Source organism: Sodalinema sp. (assembly GCF_046483825.1).
Taxonomy (GTDB): Bacteria; Cyanobacteriota; Cyanobacteriia; order Cyanobacteriales; family Geitlerinemataceae; genus Sodalinema.
In genome coordinates, this window is the sequence record NZ_JAWOCL010000085.1 from 1 (window position 1) to 20,040 (window position 20,040).

Annotated in this window: 17 protein-coding genes and 2 pseudogenes; 13 read left to right on the top strand and 6 right to left on the bottom strand. The window is 51.8% G+C overall.

Annotated elements, in window-relative coordinates:
• The 4 genes and pseudogenes from R6U67_RS05690 to rsgA all read left to right on the top strand — a co-directional run.
• Positions 1–201 (top strand): annotated as a pseudogene (locus tag R6U67_RS05690) (hypothetical protein); the annotation flags it as partial.
• Positions 202–303: 102 nt separating this feature from the next.
• The gene (gene dnaJ / locus R6U67_RS05695) at positions 304–1,428 is read left to right on the top strand and encodes a molecular chaperone DnaJ (protein ID WP_087705664.1); all 1,125 of its coding nucleotides are present in this window, start codon (positions 304–306) and stop codon (positions 1,426–1,428) included.
• Positions 1,425–1,715 (top strand): sulfurtransferase TusA family protein, encoded by a 291-nt coding sequence (locus R6U67_RS05700; RefSeq protein ID WP_410251646.1) that lies wholly within the window; start codon positions 1,425–1,427, stop codon positions 1,713–1,715. Before dnaJ ends, R6U67_RS05700 begins: the two co-directional genes overlap by 4 nt.
• Positions 1,712–2,800 (top strand): small ribosomal subunit biogenesis GTPase RsgA, encoded by a 1,089-nt coding sequence (gene rsgA, locus R6U67_RS05705; protein WP_410251647.1) that lies wholly within the window; start codon positions 1,712–1,714, stop codon positions 2,798–2,800. The genes R6U67_RS05700 and rsgA overlap by 4 nt, the downstream gene beginning before the upstream one ends.
• Positions 2,801–2,837: 37 nt before the next feature.
• Here rsgA and R6U67_RS05710 read toward each other — a convergent pair whose 3' ends face one another.
• Complete coding sequence (locus tag R6U67_RS05710) at positions 2,838–2,993, bottom strand: hypothetical protein (protein ID WP_410251648.1); 156 nt, start codon at positions 2,991–2,993, stop codon at positions 2,838–2,840.
• Between the two features lie 137 nt (positions 2,994–3,130).
• Here R6U67_RS05710 and R6U67_RS05715 point away from each other — a divergent pair, with 137 nt between their 5' ends.
• Genes R6U67_RS05715 through R6U67_RS05725 form a run of 3 tightly spaced genes read left to right on the top strand, consistent with a single transcriptional unit; the run spans position 3,131 to position 5,535 of the window.
• Positions 3,131–3,655 (top strand): hypothetical protein, encoded by a 525-nt coding sequence (locus R6U67_RS05715; protein ID WP_410251649.1) that lies wholly within the window; start codon positions 3,131–3,133, stop codon positions 3,653–3,655.
• Positions 3,656–3,705: 50 nt separating this feature from the next.
• Positions 3,706–4,686 carry a DUF5357 family protein gene (locus R6U67_RS05720; RefSeq protein WP_410251650.1) on the top strand — a complete coding sequence of 327 codons (981 nt, stop codon included), beginning with the start codon at positions 3,706–3,708 and terminating at the stop codon, positions 4,684–4,686.
• Between the two features lie 33 nt (positions 4,687–4,719).
• Positions 4,720–5,535 carry an ABC transporter permease subunit gene (locus R6U67_RS05725; protein ID WP_410251651.1) on the top strand — a complete coding sequence of 272 codons (816 nt, stop codon included), beginning with the start codon at positions 4,720–4,722 and terminating at the stop codon, positions 5,533–5,535.
• 93 nt (positions 5,536–5,628) lie between these two features.
• Here the strand turns inward: R6U67_RS05725 and R6U67_RS05730 are convergent, their stop codons facing one another.
• From R6U67_RS05730 to R6U67_RS05740, 3 genes are read right to left on the bottom strand one after another with little or no spacing between them, the layout of a single operon-like run.
• Positions 5,629–6,717, bottom strand: a complete 1,089-nt coding sequence (locus R6U67_RS05730; RefSeq protein WP_410251652.1) for a diguanylate cyclase — start codon at positions 6,715–6,717, stop codon at positions 5,629–5,631.
• Positions 6,710–10,711, bottom strand: coding sequence for a PAS domain S-box protein (locus tag R6U67_RS05735; protein WP_410251653.1), 4,002 nt, complete (start codon positions 10,709–10,711; stop codon positions 6,710–6,712). Before R6U67_RS05735 ends, R6U67_RS05730 begins: the two co-directional genes overlap by 8 nt.
• A gap of 18 nt (positions 10,712–10,729) precedes the next feature.
• A complete protein-coding gene (locus R6U67_RS05740) occupies positions 10,730–12,100 on the bottom strand; it encodes an anthranilate synthase component I (RefSeq protein WP_410251655.1) in 1,371 nt (456 codons plus the stop codon).
• Between the two features lie 60 nt (positions 12,101–12,160).
• Between R6U67_RS05740 and ruvA the strand changes: the two genes are divergently transcribed.
• Entirely contained in the window at positions 12,161–12,799 is a 639-nt protein-coding gene (ruvA, locus tag R6U67_RS05745) for a Holliday junction branch migration protein RuvA (RefSeq protein WP_410251656.1), read from the top strand.
• Positions 12,800–12,865: 66 nt separating this feature from the next.
• Here the strand turns inward: ruvA and R6U67_RS05750 are convergent, their stop codons facing one another.
• Complete coding sequence (locus tag R6U67_RS05750; protein WP_410251657.1) at positions 12,866–13,195, bottom strand: hypothetical protein; 330 nt, start codon at positions 13,193–13,195, stop codon at positions 12,866–12,868.
• Between the two features lie 9 nt (positions 13,196–13,204).
• Positions 13,205–13,768: a Uma2 family endonuclease gene (locus R6U67_RS05755; RefSeq protein WP_410251658.1), complete on the bottom strand. Its 564-nt coding sequence runs from the start codon at positions 13,766–13,768 to the stop codon at positions 13,205–13,207.
• Between the two features lie 130 nt (positions 13,769–13,898).
• Between R6U67_RS05755 and priA the strand changes: the two genes are divergently transcribed.
• From priA to R6U67_RS05780, 5 genes and pseudogenes are all read left to right on the top strand, one after another.
• A complete protein-coding gene (gene priA, locus R6U67_RS05760; protein WP_410251659.1) occupies positions 13,899–16,379 on the top strand; it encodes a primosomal protein N' in 2,481 nt (826 codons plus the stop codon).
• Positions 16,380–16,736: 357 nt separating this feature from the next.
• Positions 16,737–17,504, top strand: coding sequence for a hypothetical protein (locus R6U67_RS05765; RefSeq protein WP_170190457.1), 768 nt, complete (start codon positions 16,737–16,739; stop codon positions 17,502–17,504).
• Positions 17,505–17,545: 41 nt separating this feature from the next.
• A complete protein-coding gene (locus R6U67_RS05770; RefSeq protein WP_170190458.1) occupies positions 17,546–18,367 on the top strand; it encodes a hypothetical protein in 822 nt (273 codons plus the stop codon).
• 50 nt (positions 18,368–18,417) lie between these two features.
• Positions 18,418–19,335: a hypothetical protein gene (locus R6U67_RS05775; RefSeq protein ID WP_410251660.1), complete on the top strand. Its 918-nt coding sequence runs from the start codon at positions 18,418–18,420 to the stop codon at positions 19,333–19,335.
• Positions 19,336–19,393: 58 nt separating this feature from the next.
• Positions 19,394–20,040: pseudogene (locus R6U67_RS05780) on the top strand (hypothetical protein); the annotation flags it as partial.

The following is a 20,040-nucleotide window of genomic DNA, read 5'->3' on the forward strand; positions in this document are numbered from 1 at the left end:
CGCTCCCGCCCAACCTCAAGTCCCCAAAAGCAGACCCCCAGCAAAGCGGCCCCTCGGGAAAATGCTCCCAGCCCAGCAGCGGAGCCAAGCAACTCCCCGGCTCCCCAGCCGACCCCGAAAAAGGGCGATAATCCCTTCGATATCTCCTCGTCCCCGGCCGAACCAGTGGACGATGGGGACCCCGATAATCCCTTTTTCTAACCCATCCTTCTCCTCTCTCGTCAGCCGACCATCACAGACATCGGTCCCCAAGACGAGAGACGTTCTGTTCTCTCCTGTCCAACTCCTAGCAACGAGCGCGTTATGGCTGCCGACTACTACGAACTTCTAAGTGTTTCTCGCACCGCCGACAAAGACGAAATTAAGCGAGCCTTCCGACGGCTGGCCCGTAAATATCACCCCGACGTCAACAAAGAAGAGGGGGCCGAAGAGAAATTCAAAGAAATTAACCGCGCCTACGAGGTGCTATCCGATCCCGAAAAACGAGCCCGTTACGATCGCTTCGGTGAAGCCGGAGTGGGTTCGGGCGTTCCAGGGGCCGGCTTCTCGGACTTCTCCGATATCCCCGGTGGATTTGCCGATATCTTTGAAACCTTTTTTGGCGGCTTTAGCAATACCGGCCAAACCCGCCGCCGCAGTGGCCCCACCCGTGGCGATGATTTACGGTTGGATCTAAAACTCGATTTCCGCGAAGCCGTGTTTGGTGGCGAGAAAGAAATCCGCATCAGCCATCTCGAAACCTGTGGCACCTGTAGCGGAACCGGAGCCAAACCGGGAACTCGTCCCAAAACCTGTGGCACCTGTAGCGGCTCAGGACAGGTGCGTCGCGCCACCCGGACCCCCTTTGGTAGCTTTACACAAGTTTCCGTCTGTCCCACCTGTAACGGCACCGGACAGGTCATTGAAGACCAATGTGCCACCTGTTCGGGCAAGGGACAATTACAAGTCGCGAAAAAGCTCAAGATTACCATCCCCGCCGGAGTCGATAACGGCACTCGCCTACGGGTGCAGTCGGAAGGAGATGCTGGCAAACGCAATGGCCCCCCCGGAGACTTATATGTCTATCTCTTTGTCAACGATGACAGTGAGTTCCAACGAGATGGAATTAACATCCTCTCAGAAATCAAAGTCAGTTATTTACAAGCCATCCTCGGCTGCAAGATTCCGGTGAATACCGTCGATGGAGAAGTCGAAGTGACTATTCCGGCAGGAACCCAACCGGGACGGGTGATTACCCTAGAAGAGCGCGGTGTGCCTCGTTTGGGCAATCCCGTCAGCCGTGGCGATCATCTCTTGACGGTTCATATCGACATTCCCACCAAGGTCAATGCTGAGGAACGGGAGTTGTTAGAAAAACTGGCTAAAATTCGCGGCGAACGAGCCGGAAAAGGCGGTGTAGAAGGTTTTTTAGGAGGACTGTTTAAGTGAGTCAATCGAGACATTCGTCTGAAGCCGCTCCTAACGCGGCCTCATCTGAGCCTCAGTCCGTTGATGTTGAACTGGATTTGCGGGGAACACCCTGTCCGCTGAATTTTGTGCGCACGAAGTTGCAGTTACAGCGGATGCAGCCGGGCCAAGTGTTGGAGGTGTTGCTCGATGCCGGTGAGCCGATTGAGCAGGTTCCCGATAGCTTGACGATGGCTGGATATGAGATCGACGCGATCCAAGACTGTCAAGGCTATTTTGCCTTGCAGGTTCGTTGTCCGCAATCATGAGTAACATCATCGACGATCGCCCCTCTCGGGACTCCTTACCCTATCCCCGAGGAACCGTGTTGGCGGTGCAGGCTAACTTCTATCAGGTGCAATTGGATCCCGAACCCACCCCACCAACCCCGAGTTTGCTCTGTACCCGTCGCACGCGCTTGAAAAAAGTCGGCCAACAGGTAATGGTGGGCGATCGCGTGGTGGTTGAAGAACCCGACTGGGAAGGAAACCGGGGCGCGATCGCCGAAGTGTTACCCCGTCAGACCGAGCTAGATCGTCCCCCAGTGGCCAATGCTGACCGAATTTTGTTGGTGTTTACCCTAGAGGAACCAAGCCTCGAACCGTGGCAGTTAAGTCGGTTTCTCGTTAAAGCGGAGTCCACCGAATTGGCGGTGGAACTCTGTTTGAATAAACGAGATTTAGTCAGCGAGGCTCAACAGCACGCTTGGCGATCGCGGCTACAAGGTTGGGGTTATGATCCCCTGTTGATGAGTGTCAAAACCGGCCAAGGGATGGATGCCCTCAAACAACGGATTGGCCAGGGAATTACCATTCTGGCGGGGCCATCAGGCGTGGGCAAATCCAGCACCATCAATCGTCTGATTCCCCAGGCTAATCTCCGAGTCGCCAATGTCTCGGGGAAATTGGGGCGAGGCCGACATACCACCCGCCATGTGGAGTTGTTTGAGTTAGAACAGGGGGGATTGCTGGCCGATACCCCCGGATTTAATCAGCCGCAACTCACCACAACGGCTCAGCAACTCGCCGACTGTTTCCCCGAGATTCGCCAACGACGCCAGGGGGAGAACTGTCAATTTAGTGATTGTCGTCATCGAGACGAACCCGGTTGTCAAATACGCGGCGATTGGGAGCGTTATGAGCATTATCGGACCTTTCTCGACGAGGCGATCGCCCAGGATACGGCACAACATCATAGTGGAGAAGAGGAATCGAGCTTTAAAACGAAAGCTCAAGCCGGTGGAGAACGTCGCTCTGAACCGAAATTGGCCTCAAAAAAATATCGCCGCCAATCCCGGCGGCGACAGCATCAAACCTTACAAGACTTATGTGAAGAGTTGGATGAGAATTTCTAGACCATCTCGATGGGGCCTTAGTTGATCGCGCTCCATACTAGCGCAGATAGCTGGCTTCCGCTTCGAGTTGCCGTAAGAGCTGATCATCCCCCTTGGCCCGAGCAACGCTCATCCGGCGTTCCAAGGACTCTCTGAGGGTTGCGAGGCGATTACGATTGGCTTCATTGATGGCTTGACGAGTAATTTTGTTCATGATAAACAGTGCGTTGTAATGGTTTGGTGTACAGGTCTCTACTCCAATTATATGGATAACCCTGGGAGAATGGCAAACCTGGTATAAAATGTTACTGAAATTCAGGGTCACTTCTGAAAAAATCATCCGATTAAGCCATGAACGCCCATGACCGAGGCATCTCCGTGAACCGTTCTCAGATTCTGGCGATGACTCTAGCGTTGATAGTCGGTTTAGGAGGCAGTTGGGCGATCGCCGCCGTTCAAGACAACCAGCGAACCCGTTATCAATGTCAACAGCTTGTCGATCGCGTCAACCAAGGCTACGCCCAAACCCTCGCCTTTCAGGGAAGCGACGCGATCGCCCTCAATGGTTTGGCCCAACAACTCGACACCATCGCCAACTCCCTGCAACAACTCGACATCGATCGTCCCCCTCTACGTCGCGCTCAGCAACAATTTGTCCAGGGATATCGTGATCTCAGTCAAGGCTACCAGAGCATTGTCCGCGCCTTAGAGGCCGCCGAGCAAGCCCCCAAAACTGAAACCGGCTTACAACAGGTGCAACAGGCCCAGTCTCAGGTTAAAGAAGCCGGAGCCGCCGCCCAGGAAGCGGCCCGGCAGATTGACCAATTCGCCCGTGACCTGAATCGACTTTGTCTGGAGGGGGAAGAAACAACCTAGGGGCCTACCTTTAGGGTCGCCCTCTTCCGGTAAGAGGTAACAGGAGAACCATGGAAAACTGGAACTGGCTGCGATCGCAACTGACCCCCCCCCAAATCCGCTCCTGGCAAACCCTGATCCTCGCCAGTTTTATCACCTGGTTTTTCTCCTTACTGGTAATGTTGTCCGAGCCAGACGTAGAATTTCAGAGTTTTCCCTTAACCCGGTTAGGATGGGTCTTTTTTCTCGTCGGCTTTATTTGGTGGCAAAGTCTCCATCCTTGGAAACTTGGCTCATTCTCCCTAACTCCGGGTTTAATTGCGGCCGTCTTTTGTTGCCTCTTTCTCACCAACCCTGAAGGAGAACTGTCCCAATGGGTATTTTTGTTTTACCCGATTTTAACCACCCTGATCGCCACGTTGCCGGCCTGTCGTAACGCCAAAAATCGTCTTAGTGTTCCCCCAGTCCAACAGCGGCCCGTGATCATGTTGCAATTGCTCATTGCACTCCTCTGTAGCTGTTGGTTACAACTGACCTTTGTCCTGCAAGACTGGATAGACACCTATCCCAACGTCGCCCGAACCGATCTCTCTCAAAGTCAATTCGTCTTGCGGACCGGAACCCCCTTTCAGTTGCGAGGCTATGATCGGTTGCAGACCCTGCAAAAGCAATTAAAGGATCATTTCGACCATCCCTCCTGGCCCGAGACAGAACGCAAGTTACTTGACCTGCGTCAAAATCCCGAGAACTTTTGGCGTACCCTGAATATCGGGGCGACAGATACCGTGGCCGGTTTGGTGCAATATCCCCAGGCCCGTCTGACTCGTGATGACCAACAGGGGTATTATCTAACCATTCGCCTCTCTTGGTCTCATCCCTGGTTTGAGGAGCGACGAGAACACCTGAGTCTGCGCTGTCATCTCTATCCTGTCTCCCCAGAGGGTGGTCACGGGAATGGCGATCCCTCTGACCGGAGCGCGATCGCCTGTGATACTGACAATCAGGCAATTTTCAACCCCATCTCTATTCCCTCAACTCCAGGGTCATCTTAAAATAGTTAGTCATCCTGAAAATTGGCTTGGATTATGCTCGATTCTCTCACGCAACATCACCCTAAAAATGCACCGTGGAAACGAGTTTTCGTCACGGCGAGTAATGCCTTTCGGGAAGTTTTACGAGAGCGCATTCTTTATCTGATCGGTGTCTATGCCTTGGTTCTCATCGTTAGCCTACGCATTTTGCCGCCTCTCTCGGCTGGAGCGCATCCTAAGATTTTTCTGGACCTAGCCTTGGCGAGTATGGAAATCCTGACTCTCTTTGTGGCGGCTTTTGTCAGTACCCGTTCGCTGGAGAAGGAAATTCAACAACGGACCTTATTAGTTTTGATCTCGAAACCGATTAGTCGTGCTGAACTGCTTTTCGGTAAGTTTCTGGGACTGTGGGGCGTACTGCTGGCCGCCCTGGTGGTTATGACCCTCTTAGCCATCGGTGTTGCTGCCTTAGGGGGCATTTCGATGGCTCTGGGTAGTTTGCTATTGTCATTGCTGTTTCTGGCGCTGAAACTGGCAATTTTGACGGCGGCGGCCTTACTTTTTGCGGCGTTTACCAGTTCTCTTTTGGCGGCCTTTTTTACTCTGGGGCTTTACGTCATGGGGAATTTTAGTCAAGACTTGTTGCAACTTGGGGATACCCTAGATAGCTCCCTCTTTCAGACTGTGGCAACAGTTCTCTATCTCGTGTTGCCGGATTTGTCTCGCTTGAATCTCAAAAATGAAGCCGTTTATGGCCTGACAACCTTACCGGATGTGGGGTCGTTACTGCTCGATGGGCTGTATGGTATTGTCTATGCAGTGGTGTTATTGGCCCTGGCGATCGCCATTTTTCAACGTCGCCAACTTTAAACATCAGGGTCAGGGTCGAACCCAGTCACCGGTGAACACCCCTGTCGTCAGACCTTCATGTTGACTCAAACACTTAGAAGCATTTGATTGGAGCTAGTTGGGATTATCATGAAGTTGACGGTCTAAACAAGTTTCGCTGGCGACATGAAGACGATCGCGGCCCTGAGTTTTAGCCAAATACAGGGCGCGATCGGCGCATTTTAACAACGCCTCCCCCGTCAATTGGGAATCAGGAACCACACTGGCCACACCAATACTCAGCGTCACGCGATCACTACATTGAGAGGTTTCATGGGGAATCCGTAACCGTCGCACCGACTCTAAACTCCGTTGGGCCACCGCCATGGCCCCAGAGGAAGCCGTTTCAGGTAATATCGCCACAAACTCCTCCCCCCCATAGCGGGCCACCAAATCCTCGGGACGACAAATCGTTTCAGATAGCACCCGAGCCACCCGTCGCAGACAATCATCGCCCGCTTGATGGCCATAAGTATCATTAAACGGCTTAAAACAATCAATATCTGCAATCAACAATGACAAACAGGTTTTATCTCGTAAACTACGTTGCCATTGATCTCGTAAGCGTTCATCAAAGGCGCGGCGATTAGCAATTTGCGTTAATCCATCCAGATTGGCTAACGCCTCCAGCCTGGAATTAGCAGACTCCAATTGACGGTTCGTTAACTCCAACTGGCTGGCCAGCCGACGTTCTTCTAACACCTGTAAACTGAGCTTTTGACTTAACTGATGTTCCCGAGCCAGCGATCGCTGCAACGCCTGAGTGGCGCGGTGAGCCTCAATCAGACGACGGATACGCTGTCGTAAAACCCCCCAATGAATCGGCTTCGTAATGAAGTCCTCAGCTCCCATTTCAAAGGCTCGTTCAATCGAGTCCGAATCCTGTAACGTTGTAATAATTAAAATGGGAGGACAATTGTCAGCAAACTGCTGTTTAAGCCGTTGACAACATTCAAATCCACCCATTTTGGGCATCATCGCATCGAGCAAAATCAGATCCGGGAGTTGAAACTGACAGCGATCGAGACAATCTTGGCCATTACTGACATCAATGCTATCGTAACCGTCTCGCTCGACAGCTCGTTTCATCAACATCCTTAACGTCCGTTCGTCGTCTGCAATCAGAACCGTTCCTCTCGGTGCAGGACTTTCCACATTAGTCATAGTGAAGTTGGTGTAGGAGCGTCGTTAAAGCCGTCTGAACCCGATCAAAGTCCCTCTGAAAATCCTCGATGATGGCGGGTTTTTCCGAAGCCGATACATGGAGGAAATCCCCCTGTCGAATCAAATCTTCGAGAGTCCGACAGCGATGTGTCAGGGCCGCTGCCCCTAAACTGGCACTGAGGGAGCCTAGGGCATGGGCAGCTTGCTCGATCATATCAAGCTGCCCCCCCTCTAATGCCATCTGCAAGCTTTGTAAACGCTGGGGAACGTCATTGAGATAGCTCTCAATCATCTCAATGACAAAGTCTACCTCTCCAGCCATCTGTTGTAACTCGTCGATGACGTTCATGTCGAGAATGGGATACGGGTCAGTCACCAGCAAGGATGGAGAGAAGGTCACGGATTCTGAGGTGGGGGAGACTCGGTGCAAACGTCCACTCTGATAGCGTTCTAGGGCTTGACGTAGCTGAGTGGCCCGTAGCGGTTTACTGAGGTAGTCATCCATTCCCGCCTCCAAACAGAGTTGGCGATCGCCGGCTAAGGCATGAGCGGTCAGAGCAATAATATAGGGTTGAGGTCGTCCTTGCTGAGCCAACTGCTGCCGAATCTGCCGGGTAGCGGCCCAACCATCTAACTCGGGCATTTGAACATCCATAAAGACCAGATCGAAGTTCTCCTGGTTGAGCTGTTGTACGGCTTCGAGTCCATTGTTGACGAGACTGGCCCGATAGCCAAATCGCGTTAATAACTGTTGAACTAAGACCTGATTGATGGGCAGATCTTCAGCCACTAAAATTCGTAAAGGCAGCTGTTGAGCCAAAACCGGGTCAAAGGGAGACTCCTGAACCGATGGGGTGGATTGATAACGATGGCGGGGTGTGATCAGACGAGTGACTGGGGTAAGACGGGGTGAGTCCCACTCTGGGACTAATTTTAGGGTGACATGGAAGGTTGACCCCTGACCGAGTTCACTTTCGAGCGTGATTTGTCCTTCCATCAGTTGACAGAGTCGTTGACTAATCGTTAATCCTAAGCCAGTCCCCCCATAGCGGCGCGTCATGGAGCTATCACTTTGAGAAAAGGGCTGAAACAGGCGATCGAAGCGATCGCGGGGAATCCCAATCCCGGTATCCTCAACGCTCAGATGCAGAGTTTGTTGGCCCTCATCATCAGGCTGAGACTCCATCACCTCAACGGAGAGTCGAATTTCCCCTTGTTCGGTGAATTTAACAGCATTCCCGAGAAGGTTAATCAAAATCTGTTTGAGGCGAACCACGTCACCCCGCCAAATTTGCGGTAGGGGAGTCATGAGGGAATAGCAGAGGTTGAGTCCTTTCTGTTGAGCGGTCACCGCCACGAGATCTAAGGCTTGTAGCAAGGCTCGATCCAACTCAAAGGGTCGAGATTCGAGTTCAAGGTGTTCTGACTCGATTTTTGAGACATCGAGGATATCGTTAATTAAGGAGAGCAGGGTTTCACTACTTTGACGAATCGTATTGACAAATTCCTGTTGTTGTGCATCAAGCCGACTCTCGAACAGCAACTCAGTCGTACCAATCACAGCATTGAGAGGGGTACGGATTTCATGGCTCATCATGGCCAAAAAGCGGCTTTTGGCCAGATTCGCGGCCTCAGCCTCCTGTTTAGCCGCCGCTAAAGCCAGATTTTTGGCGCTGAGTTCTTCCCGTTGGGCGGTTTCTCGCTGAAGCATCGCCGCTTGAGCGAGGGCGATTCCCACTTGAGCGGCGACCGCTTCGAGGAGGTTGACTTCATCACTACTCCAGCGGCGTTGGGAACATTGATGGAGGCAAATTTCTCCATTGGCTTGGCCTTGATAGGAGGTGCGGATCCCTAACATCGAGCGAATTTGATTGGCTTCGAGGAAATCTTGATGTTTTTGGAGCAGTGGATTTTCTGAGACATCGTCGGAGACTTGAGCGATGTCTTGTTGGACAATCACGGCGCTATAGGGATGTTCCCCGATGGGTAGGATTAGCCCTAAAAGAGAGGGAAGGGTGGGATGACGGGATTCAGCGACGGCTCTGAGTTGGGGTTGGGGATCGCTTTCATAGGAGAAGATCAGACAGCGACTGACGGAAAAGCTGCGTCCAATTTGGTAGGCGGCGGTTTGAAAGATTTGCTCAGAATCGAGACTCTGGCGAATTTCCTGGGTGAGTTTTTTCAGGAGTAGAACATTACGATATTGACGTTTGAGGGCATCTTCGGCCAGTTTGCGATCGCTGATATCTTCTGCCAGCCCCACAAAGCGATAGGATTGTCCCTGATGATCCCGAACCGGAAAAGCTTTGGCGCAAAGCCAACGAACTTCGCCACTCGGTCGTAGGATACGATAGGTTTCTTCAAAAACCTCTCCCTGGCGAATTTGGCGATCGAGGGCTTCGCTAATGCGACGGCGATCGCCGGGATAAACCGCCGCCAGCCAAAGACGCGGGTTCTCATACAGGTCTTGGTAAGGACGCTCAAAAATCTCTTGGTAGGTGGGAGAGATATAGAGCATCGCGCCCTCGCGGGAGAGAATAAAAAAGATTTGTCGGATGTTTTCTGCCAATTGGCGGAATTTTTCTTCGCTCTCTTGTAGGGCATCTTGGGCGAGTTTTTCGCTAGTGATATCGTTGAGGGTTCCCAGATAGCCCATGAGGTTATCGTTGGGATCGTATAGGGCCACGAGCTGGCCCGAAATCCAAGAGAGACGTTGATCTCGGCGCAGGATTCGATATTGCAGACTCAGGTGCTGATGTTGGTTGACCGCTTGATCCCAGGCTTGAAAGACGCGATCGCGATCGCCCGGATGAATGGCCCTGAGCCAACCATAGTCGAGACAGTCCTCTCTCGACAGTCCGGTGGTCTGACACCAATGGGGATTGACATAACGACAGGCCCCCATGGGATCGGCCAGAAACAACCCCACAGGCGCCGATTCCACGAGGCGACTAAATTGATACTCTTGAGGGTGAATGGTCATATCGAGCAGAGGCATCTCGCTGACCGGGCGCAAAATCGCCAACCAAGACCCCTTCCCAGTCCCGTGAGGACTCGCAGACCCCAGCCAAAGAGCGAACACCTCAACCAGTCGTTTGGGACCGTCATGAGACCCCGTCACGATGGTTCCTTGCCATTGTCCCTGATGGACAAGTTGCTGCTGAAAGCGATCGCTGTTAAAAGAAGAAGACCCGAAAAACTGACAACAAGCCTCTAAAGGCTGTCCGATGGCTTGCTCGGCTCCAATTTGATAGAGGGTTTCGGCTTGGGGACTCCAGTAGAGGAGATGGCCGCGATCATCGACAACAATGGCCGCTTCGTTGATTTGCTTGAGAATCTGCTGTTGCCATTGTCGGGTTTGTTCGAGGTATTCAATGGACTGGCTTTGCTGGGTGAGGAGTTGTTCTTGCTGTTCGAGGCGAGTTTGGTAATGTTGGTTTTCTTCAACGAGGCTTTGCTGGGTGAAGACTCGTTCGAGGGCTAGGGTGATATGCTCGCTGAGTTGGTCGAGCAGCTCGATTTCGGCGTCGGTCCAGATGCGGGGGCGATCGCACTGATGGGCCATCAGAAAGCCCCAAGGAGGCTCTCCGTTTGGCTTGAGGACGTTGAAGAGATAACTTTTAACTTGGAAATGGGCTAATAGATTCAGATAGCAGGGACTAAACCCCTGTTGGCTGACATCGTTGATGGCATGACTCTGGTGGCTGTAGCTGGGGGGATCAAAGCAGCGATCGTAAATCTGATGGTGCAGACTCACTCTCCAAGGGGGCAAGATCGCTTCGGCAATGACGGTTCCTGTCCCGTTGCCGGTCAATTGATAGAGAATGACGCGATCGCACTCTAGGAGAGATTGAACCTCGGTCACAACGGTTTCTAACAGTGAACTGAGGGAGTGATGACCGGCAAATTTGAGCAAAACCGAGGAGAGATGCCGATGGGTCAGTCGAGGGGGATCGGCTGCTTGAGTGAGCCTCGGGTTGCTGCGATCGCTCATGGTGATCCTATGGTGATCCTACAGTAATGCCTTGAGTTGCGCTTGGGCTTTGGATAAAGATTCTCTCCATTCTTGCTCAGGATCACTATCGGCGACAATACCGGCACCGACTTGACCCCAAATCTGTCCTTGATGACACAAAAGGGTGCGAATCAAGATATTGAGGTCAAGATAGCCCCGTTGGTCAAGATAACCACAAGAGCCGTAAAATAAACTACGCCGCACGGGTTCGAGTTCTTCGATAATTTCCATACAGCGTACTTTCGGACAGCCGGTAATGGTTCCGCCGGGAAAGACGGCGGCGATCGCATCAATGGGGTCAACGTTGGCCGCAAGCTGACCGATGACGTTACTCACTAGGTGCATGACATGGCTATAGCGTTCGACGACGAGCAGTTCGTTGACTTGCACCGAACCCCAGTCACAGACTCGCCCTAGGTCGTTGCGTTCTAGGTCAACCAGCATGATATGTTCGGCGTTTTCTTTGCGGTTATCGAGCAGTTCGGCTTCGAGTTGGCGATCGCGATCGGGGGTTTCGCCTCGGGGCCGGGTTCCGGCGATGGGACGAGTTTGGGCGATTCCCTCCCGTAGCTGTAACAGTCGTTCTGGGGAGCAACTGACGACCTGTCCCCAAGGAGTTTGCCAATAGCTGGCGAAGGGGGAGGGGTTAATCTCTTGCAGGCGGCGGTAAATCTGCCAGGGATGGCGGTTGAGGTGGGTGCTAAAGCGTAGGGAGAGGTTGGTTTGAAAGATATCCCCGGCCCGGATATAGGCTTTGGCCTGACGCACCATGGCTTCGTAGTCGGCTTGTGAGGAGAGAAACTCAATCTCGGGAGGGGTGTTGAGGGGGCTAGGCGGCTCAGGAGAGGGCTGCCATTGGCTCCAGGTCTGTTCGAGGCGATCGAGCTGTTGGGGGCTGCTGGCGGCGAACCAGAGGGTCTTCTGGTGATGGTCGAGGACGGCGAACTGTTCGGGTTCGTACCAGAAGGCGATGGGGAAGGGGAGGCGATCGCGATTGTGGTGGGGAAGTTGTTCAATTTCCCAGCCGAGATCATAGCCGAGCCAACCGAGACAACCTCCGGTAAAGGGAAGTTGGGCAATGTCTGGGGGGAGGGTTGGGCTTGGGCTTGCTAAATTGGCTGCTAACGTGCGCCGCAAAAACGGTAGAATTTCACCGAGTCCCGGCGTCCAATGCTGGGAAATGCCCCCCCGTTGCCGAGGACGACCGGCACAGATGGAATAGCCTGTTAAATTGGGGGTTTCTGAGGTTGAGGGACTTTCGAGAAGGACGGCGATGGGATCGTTGAGGAATAAGGCGGCAAAGACGTGAGATGCTGTATGGGATTCCAGGGGATGCGATCGCCAAAACCAGGGCTGTTGGGCGTTCATAGGCGCGGTGTTACAGGGCGAATCAAGACAGGTAAGCGGTTAAGAGTTTAAGAGTTGAGGATGTTTAGTTATCTTAAGGGTTTGTTGGTCGGTGTTCAGATGGCGGTTCCTCAGCGTCCTGTGTTGACGCTAGAGGTGAATGGTGTCGGCTATGAGGTACAGGTTACGCCACGGTTGGCGCGGGAACTCCCCGGAACTCAGCAGGAGGTCCAGGTGTTTGTCGATTTACAACTGCGTGATGACCGTGTGTTACTGTTTGGCTTTGCGACGGCCCCGGAACGGGAGCTATTTCGTCAGTTAATTCGGGCCAGTGGTGTCGGAGCTCAGTTAGCCATGGCCTTGTTGAGTACCTTAGCCTTAGAGGATTTGGTGCAGGCGATCGTCTCGGGGAATCATAAGATTCTCTCGCAAACTCCCGGCGTTGGAAAGAAGACCGCTGAGCGCATTTCCCTGGAATTACGAGAAACCCTCAGCCAATGGCGAGAACAGGCCAATTTAGAGGTGGTCGCTACGGCTGGGTTGGGGGGTAATCTACTCGAAGATGTGGAGATGACCTTATTGGCGTTGGGGTATACTCCTCAGGAAGTGGTTTCGGCGTTGAATGCGGTGTCGAGTGATCTACAGTTTGGCGATCGTGAGAATGCGGAAGCTTGGATTAAGGAAGCCATTTCTTGGCTCTCGCGGGAGGTGGCTGACTAGAGATTCAGTTTAACCCCTCCCGATGAACCATCTTATGGCCCCAGACATCACCCCAAATCGGCAAATTTAGCCACTGTCCGAGTCTGAGAGCCATTGCTGCAACGCCTCCTCAAAGGCTTCAAGAGAGGGAAGAGTCGCCGCCTGAACTAGAAGTGCTTTTAGAGGTTGAACATCATCCAATTGATTCACCCCTTCAGTCAGGGAATTGGGAACGGCGGTAAATCGAGCCGTCAAGATCTCGAACACCGCCTCACGACTGCGACGTAAGGCTCCCTCTTCTCGTCCCTGTTCTTGTGCAAAACGCTCTAGGGGAGTAATGTAGGGCATTTTCTGATCCTCCTCGTAATTGGCAATTTCGGTATTGAATGAGCGTTCGAGTTCTTCGGGGAGATTCATGACGACCCTTTAATCCATCATAAAATCTCGTAAATCTTCAATGGTAATCTGAAGGTCTTGAGCAAACTCAGGAACAGGCAACCTCTCAGTTGGATTAGCAAAAAACTGGGGCTGCTGTCCCGATTGATAACTGAGAACAGTTAAACTATCTGGGTCAATAATCCAGCCCAACTCTGTGCCAGAATCTAAACAGTGCAAAATCTTCCCAGTCAGAATATTTTGCTGTTGCTTGGGAGATATAATTTCAATCATCCAAGGGGGAGGAAAGAGAATTCCGTTGGTGACTGAACCGGTTTCATCACGGGGAATTTTATCCCAAGTAATGACGACAATATCTGGGACAATTGAGCGTCCTGAAAAGGTGACCCGGAGTTCTGGGAAGGCTCGGGCAATTTTGGCTTTCCGCAAGCTGGAATTAATACAAGCGGTTAAATCACCTTGAATACTACTATGCTTACATTGTGGCATGGGCTTCTGAATAATTTGTCCCTCGATATATTCACTCGCCGGCTTGGTTTCGGGTTGAGCGAGGAAGGTTTCCAGGGTGATGGCTTGAACTGGAGTTTGAACCATGGGGCTGAGTCTCCTGCGTGATAACTCCCCTTTTACTATAACTTTGACCAACTTTGACAGCCAGGGTGATGTGCGAATGGGCGATCGGTATTAAGATCAAAGCCAAGCTGCTCCTCATCCTGAAACGCCTGTGATTGTTGCTCAACCGATCGCCCCCTATCATCTAACCCCCACGCCACCCCCCTATGTGGAAGTTCTCGTGGACTGTCCAGGGTCTCAAAAACTCTTTACCTACGCCATTCCTGAGCAATTAGAGGTGGAACCGGGGGATATTCTCTCGGTTCCCTTTGGTTCGCAACAGGTGGGGGCGATCGCCATCGGATTTCGTAGCACACCCCCCCCAGAGATTGACCGCGATCGCATCAAAGCCGTTGACGATATCATCACCCGAGGCTTCTTTCCCCCTCACTATTGGCAACTTCTCGAACAGGTGGCAGACTACTATTACACGCCCCTAATGCAAGTGATTCGCGTCGCCCTTCCCCCCGGACTTCTACAGCGATCGCAACGCCGGATTCGCCTCAACCCCGAGGCGATTCCCCCTGGGGCGGAACAGTTCCTTTCTCCTATCGCCCGACGGGTTCTCGATCTCCTGCAAAATGGAAAATCAGACCACTATAGTGCCACCTATGTACAGCAAAAAATTCCTGGAGCCAGTCGAGGAATTCGGGATTTAGTCCAACGAAATTACGCCCAAAGTTACCTAGAAACCCCCCGCCCTGCTCAACCCAAACTCAAACAGGCGGTGATTCTTATCGATGTTTCTCCAATTGTCTATACGGAACTCACCAAACGTCAAAAAGAGGTGCTGATTATCCTACAACGTCATGGAGGAGAACTCTGGCTAACGGATTTATTACAAATTGCGCGTACCACTCGCGCCACAATTAGCAATCTGGAACGTTGCGAGTGTCTCGTAGTAGAAGGGCGAGAAGTGTTGCGCCGAGAGAGAGGAGTGAGCGTCGCGGCTGATACGGATAAAGAGCTTACGCCAGCACAATCTCAGGCGTTACAGCATATTTTGCAACAGTCTAACTACTGTGAAATGTTGTTGCATGGGGTGACCGGTTCCGGGAAAACTGAAGTCTATTTGCAGGCGATCGCGCCCATTTTAGCCCGACAACAATCTGTCCTAATTCTCGTTCCTGAAATTGGCCTAACCCCCCAACTGACTGATCGCTTCCGCGCCCGTTTCGGCGATCGCGTCTCCGTCTATCACAGCGCCCTATCCGATGGTGAACGTTTCGATACCTGGCGACAGATGCTCGCAGGAGAGCCGCAAGTGGTCATCGGAACCCGATCCGCCATTTTCTCCCCTCTACCCCGTCTGGGGCTAATTGTGCTGGACGAGGAACATGATAGTAGTTTCAAACAAGACCGTCCCGCCCCCACCTATCATGGGCGAACCGTGGCGAAATGGCGGGCTGAATTAGAAGATTGCCCCTTAATTTTAGGCTCAGCAACCCCATCCTTAGCCACCTGGTTAGACTGCCGCCAAAATCACCCACAACGGCACTATCTTTCTCTCCCCGAGCGAGTCCAATCTCGCCCCATGCCTCCCATTGAAATTATCGACCTCCGGGGAGAACTCAAACGAGGCAATCGCTCCATTTTTAGCCTAGCCTTGCAACAGGCTCTCAGAGACCTCAGTGAAACCGGAAAACAGGGAATTTTATTTATCCATCGCCGTGGCCATAGTAGCTTTGTTTCCTGTCGCAGTTGTGGCTATGTCATCGAGTGTCCCCATTGTGATGTCTCGTTGTCCTATCACCATACCCATGAAGGGGCAAATCAATTATTACGCTGTCACTATTGCGGTTACACCCGGCAACATCCCCGAAATTGTCCTGAATGTGGCTCCCCCTATCTCAAGTTTTTTGGCAGTGGAACGCAACGAGTGATGCAGGAACTGGCTCGTAATTTCCCTGATTTAAATGCCATTCGTTTTGACAGTGATACGACGCGAAATAAGGGCGCACATCGAGCCTTGTTAACTCGTTTTTCTCAGGGAGATGCTCAGTTATTAGTCGGGACGCAGATGTTAACCAAGGGGTTAGATTTGCCCTCAGTGTCTCTCGTGGGAATTGTCGCCGCTGATGGACTGTTGAACCTCTCGGATTATTGGGCCGGGGAACGAGCGTTTCAGACCTTAACCCAGGTGGCGGGCCGCGCCGGACGAGGGGACGACCCTGGACGGGTGATTCTGCAAACCTATACCCCGGAACATCCTGTGATTGAGGCGGTTCAGCGATACGATTATGGGGCCTTTGTTGAGGCGGAATTGGACCAGCGAGAGGCGTTGGATTATCCCCCTTATGGCCGGTTGCTGTTGTTGCGATTGAGTGGTCTGGATGGGGAGTTAGTCGAAGCCACGGCGATGCAGATGGGGGAGATGTTGCAGGAGGATGCGGCGAGTTGCGGTGGCTATGAGGTGCTTGGACCGGTTCCGGCGGCGGTGTTGCGGGTGTCGGACCGCTATCGTTGGCAGATTTTGTTGAAGTTCCCCAGTCAAGACCGGGTGGAGTTGCCGGGTCAGTTACAGCGGTTGCGAGAGGTCTGTCCGCCGAAGGTTCGCTTGGCGGTGGATGTGGACCCGTTGAATTTTGGTTGACAATGTTACATTTTGTTGCGAACTCCGTAAAACACGGCTGTCAAAAACGATAGGTTTAAATGGGGGTTTGAACGTGCAGGTCTTTTGTTTGGAGAAAACTAAAGTTTTGATGAAGTTGATTAAAACGTTGTTCAACAACATCACGTCTAACAGATGAAGCCAATCTATTGCTGTAGGCTGGATTGAGCGTGTTCCGGATTCGTCTATCATCCCCCGACGAAGACAATGAGCGGTCTGAGTTGCGTACTTTCACGGATACTCAAAACTAACGATCTAGGGCAATGTAGTTAGGGGGCTTGACTCGGCACTAATCCTTGACCGTTCCAGCCTGGATTTATTGTCAGGATAATTGGGGAGATGAGTGTAATCTATATCGGCGATCGCGAAACGGGGAAAACCTCTCTGGCCATGGAACTCGCGAATCCCAACAGTCAGTTTGTCAAGGTTCTCTCACCGGACTATGACCAACTGAAAGCTCTCTTGTATGATGACCAGGAGGGGAGAACTCGACCTACTGAATCGGATCAATCAACCCATGACCGCTCCCTAGAAATCGAAGTCGTCGTTCCCACTCGCCGTAAAACCATTTACACGGAGTGGATTGATACACCAGGAGAAATTTGGCGAGCCAGTTGGCAACAAACCAATTCTGACCAATGGAATCAGTTTGTCAAGGTGGCTCAAGGTTGTCAAGGTGTTTTGCTGGTGGTTCCACCCTATCGGGAAATCGTTCGCCACGAGGAAGGGATTAACTTGGATGATTTTGTCACCCAAACTCAATGGGTGCGACGGTTCGATCGCTGGGTGGAATTTTTTAAGCATGACTGTTCTCACATTAAACATATTGCCTTGTGTCTCAATAAAGCGGATCTTCTCCAAGGCGTGAATCTCAAGCGAGAAGCTCAGACCCTCGCCTACAAACCGCAAGGCTCCCGCATGAACTGGATGCAACGCAATGACTACGTGTTTAAACGCTTTTTTCGTCCGGTTCGCAGTCATATTGCTCAATTAAATCAGCGTGCTTCGGGGGTATCGGTTAAATGTTTTATCACAAGTATTTATAATCGGGACTTGTTAGAACTTCCTTGGATTTATTTGGGAACTTTCCTTAAAGAAGATACCTAGTTTGTCTAACGTTTCTCTCCTAAATTTACGGATTACAACACATGGGTAACATCTGCATCATTGGACCACGCGCTTCAGGTAAAACAACTTACTTGGCGGGACTGAGTCATTTTTCTGACTTAAAAAAAGACAACAATGCCAAAACAATCTATGAAGTTATTCCGGTTAATGAAGACTCAAAAGAGTTGAAGCTAAATGCTGAGAATATAATTCAGGAAGGGTTATCCGTTGAGCCAACCCGGTTAGGAGATGGGATTGACACCGTAGATGATCTGCCGTACTACTCGTTTGTAATCGAAGTGAAGCGGAAGTTTTGGCAACCGAAAGCTTCGATTCAACTAAATGTTCGGGATTATCCCGGTGAGGTTTTCGAGAAAATCATTGACGCGAACGAGGAGGATTCAATTCACGAAGAGTTTATCGATGAATGCTTGATGCCGGATGTCACCGGTGGGTTATTATTATTTACGGAGTGGGAAAGCAGTAGCGATCGCTTCTATAGTCAACTCATGGCTCGCTTTTTGGAAATGATAGACGAACGTGGTCGCCTGCAAAACTACCGCTTAGCGGTGGCCATGAGTAAATGTGAACGGGGAGAAATCTGGCCCGGACGACTGGACCCGGAAATTGACCTATTTGGGGTTTACCTGAAAAAAACCCTCAAAACCCTGAAAAACGGACTTCCGCCGCAAAACTTACGCTTTTTCGCCATGTCCACCTTTGGGGTGTTAGGGAAATATAACCCCAGACCCAATCGGGTGGATGCGTTTGCAAGTGATGGACGGGCCTCAATTTTGCGAGATCCTCCTATTTGGAAACCCTATAACTTAATTGAACCCCTCTGTTGGCTTAATGGATCTTAGGTCTGGAACTCCCCACTTCTACTCTATTTTTGTGTTTTTTCCCTGGTATTATGGACTTTTTTCGTCGCAAAAAAAATGCTTCTCCTGACGCGGACGCTCCCCCTAGTGAACCGTTAGCGGGGGATTCAACTCTGAGAATTATTGGCGATCGCGCCTCGGGGAAAACGGCCTATCTCGCCTCCTTAGCCTATTGGCCCAACGCCAATCCTGAGAGTCCCGTCGAGAGTGTGACCCCGGTGGGTGAGGAGAGTCAAGAATTAGTCGAGAAGGCGCGAGATCTCCTGGAACAAGGGTTAGAACTCGAACCCACGGATCTGAATGCAGATATTGATGAGGTCAAAGACTATACCCTCAGTATTAGTCTCAAAGACCGCTTCTCCTGGTTGCGGGGAGAGGGAAAGCCGGTGCAACTCAATGTCAGTTGTAAGGACTATGCGGGAGAGTTTTTTAGCGATTTACTCTATAAAAGTGGCGATTCTCGACTCGAAGACTATTTAGAGGACTGTTGCTTGGCGACGGGGTTGTTGTTTCTCGTCGATGGAACCACTCATCGCAAAGACCGGGATTATGCGATGGGGATGGAGAAATTCTTGATGGAACTCGATCGCTCCCAAATTGACCTCCAGCGGCGACGGATTGCGTTGGTCTTGAGTAAATGTGAACAGTCGGAGTTGTGGGTGAACCGACATCAACCGCAAAAATTGGCCAAGGCTCGTTTTCCGCAACTGTCCTCCCAGTTGGAGATTTGGTCACGCAGCGGAAATGGCTCGGTGGACTATTTCACCACTTCCGCCTTTGGGATTTTGGGGAAACGCTATCCTGAACCCAACTCGAAACGCTTGCGGCGATCGCGCGATGGAACCACATCGGTGATTAAAAAGCCGAAACTCTGGCGACCCTTTGGATTAGTCTCCCCCATTTACTGGCTTTGTACCGGAGAACGTCACCGGGAACTCGACCGGGATTAAACCCATTCCCCGGACAGCGAGAGATTATTTGTTCCGTTGTTTTTCTGCTGAGATCGCTATGAACCCTCATTCTAACCATGCTCTCCCTCAGGGGTCTCCCCTAGAGATTCACGAATTTAGTACCGGGATTGACGTGAAACCCACCGCATCCGGCTGGGAGTCGGGGGGATTTACTGGGGTTTTTATGAACTCAACCCTGAACCCGATTCCCAACGCTGTGTCTGAGGCCATTTCCAATGGCGCTTTTAAGTTAGCCGAGGGAGCCAGTAGCGACAGTCCGGCGATGGTGGGACGGGAAGTGAGCGGCTATGGGGAACAGTGGTCGGTGGTGGCGGTGGTGACGCGGGGAAAAGACGATCGCGGTCGTCCCGTCTCCCTCTACCGCTACTTTCTCACCCCAACCTTTGGCGCGATTGAGGGGATTTTACGCTGGATGGGACGTCAGATTCGGGTCTTTGACCCCTTCGATAGCCAAATTCCGGGTCAACCTCATCGAACCCAGTGGGTTCAGCAAGAGATTCCCCTCCCGGATCACTTTCGCAGTCTGGTGAGCGGGGAAACGCCGATCGTGATTCCGGCAACGGTTGCTTGTAACCCGTTAGTTCTCAATCGCTTCACTCAGGAGTTACAATCCCCTGGGGGAATGGCGTGGGCCTATAATGTGGCGGCTTTGGAACGACCGGAGTATTTCCAGGCGATTTATCC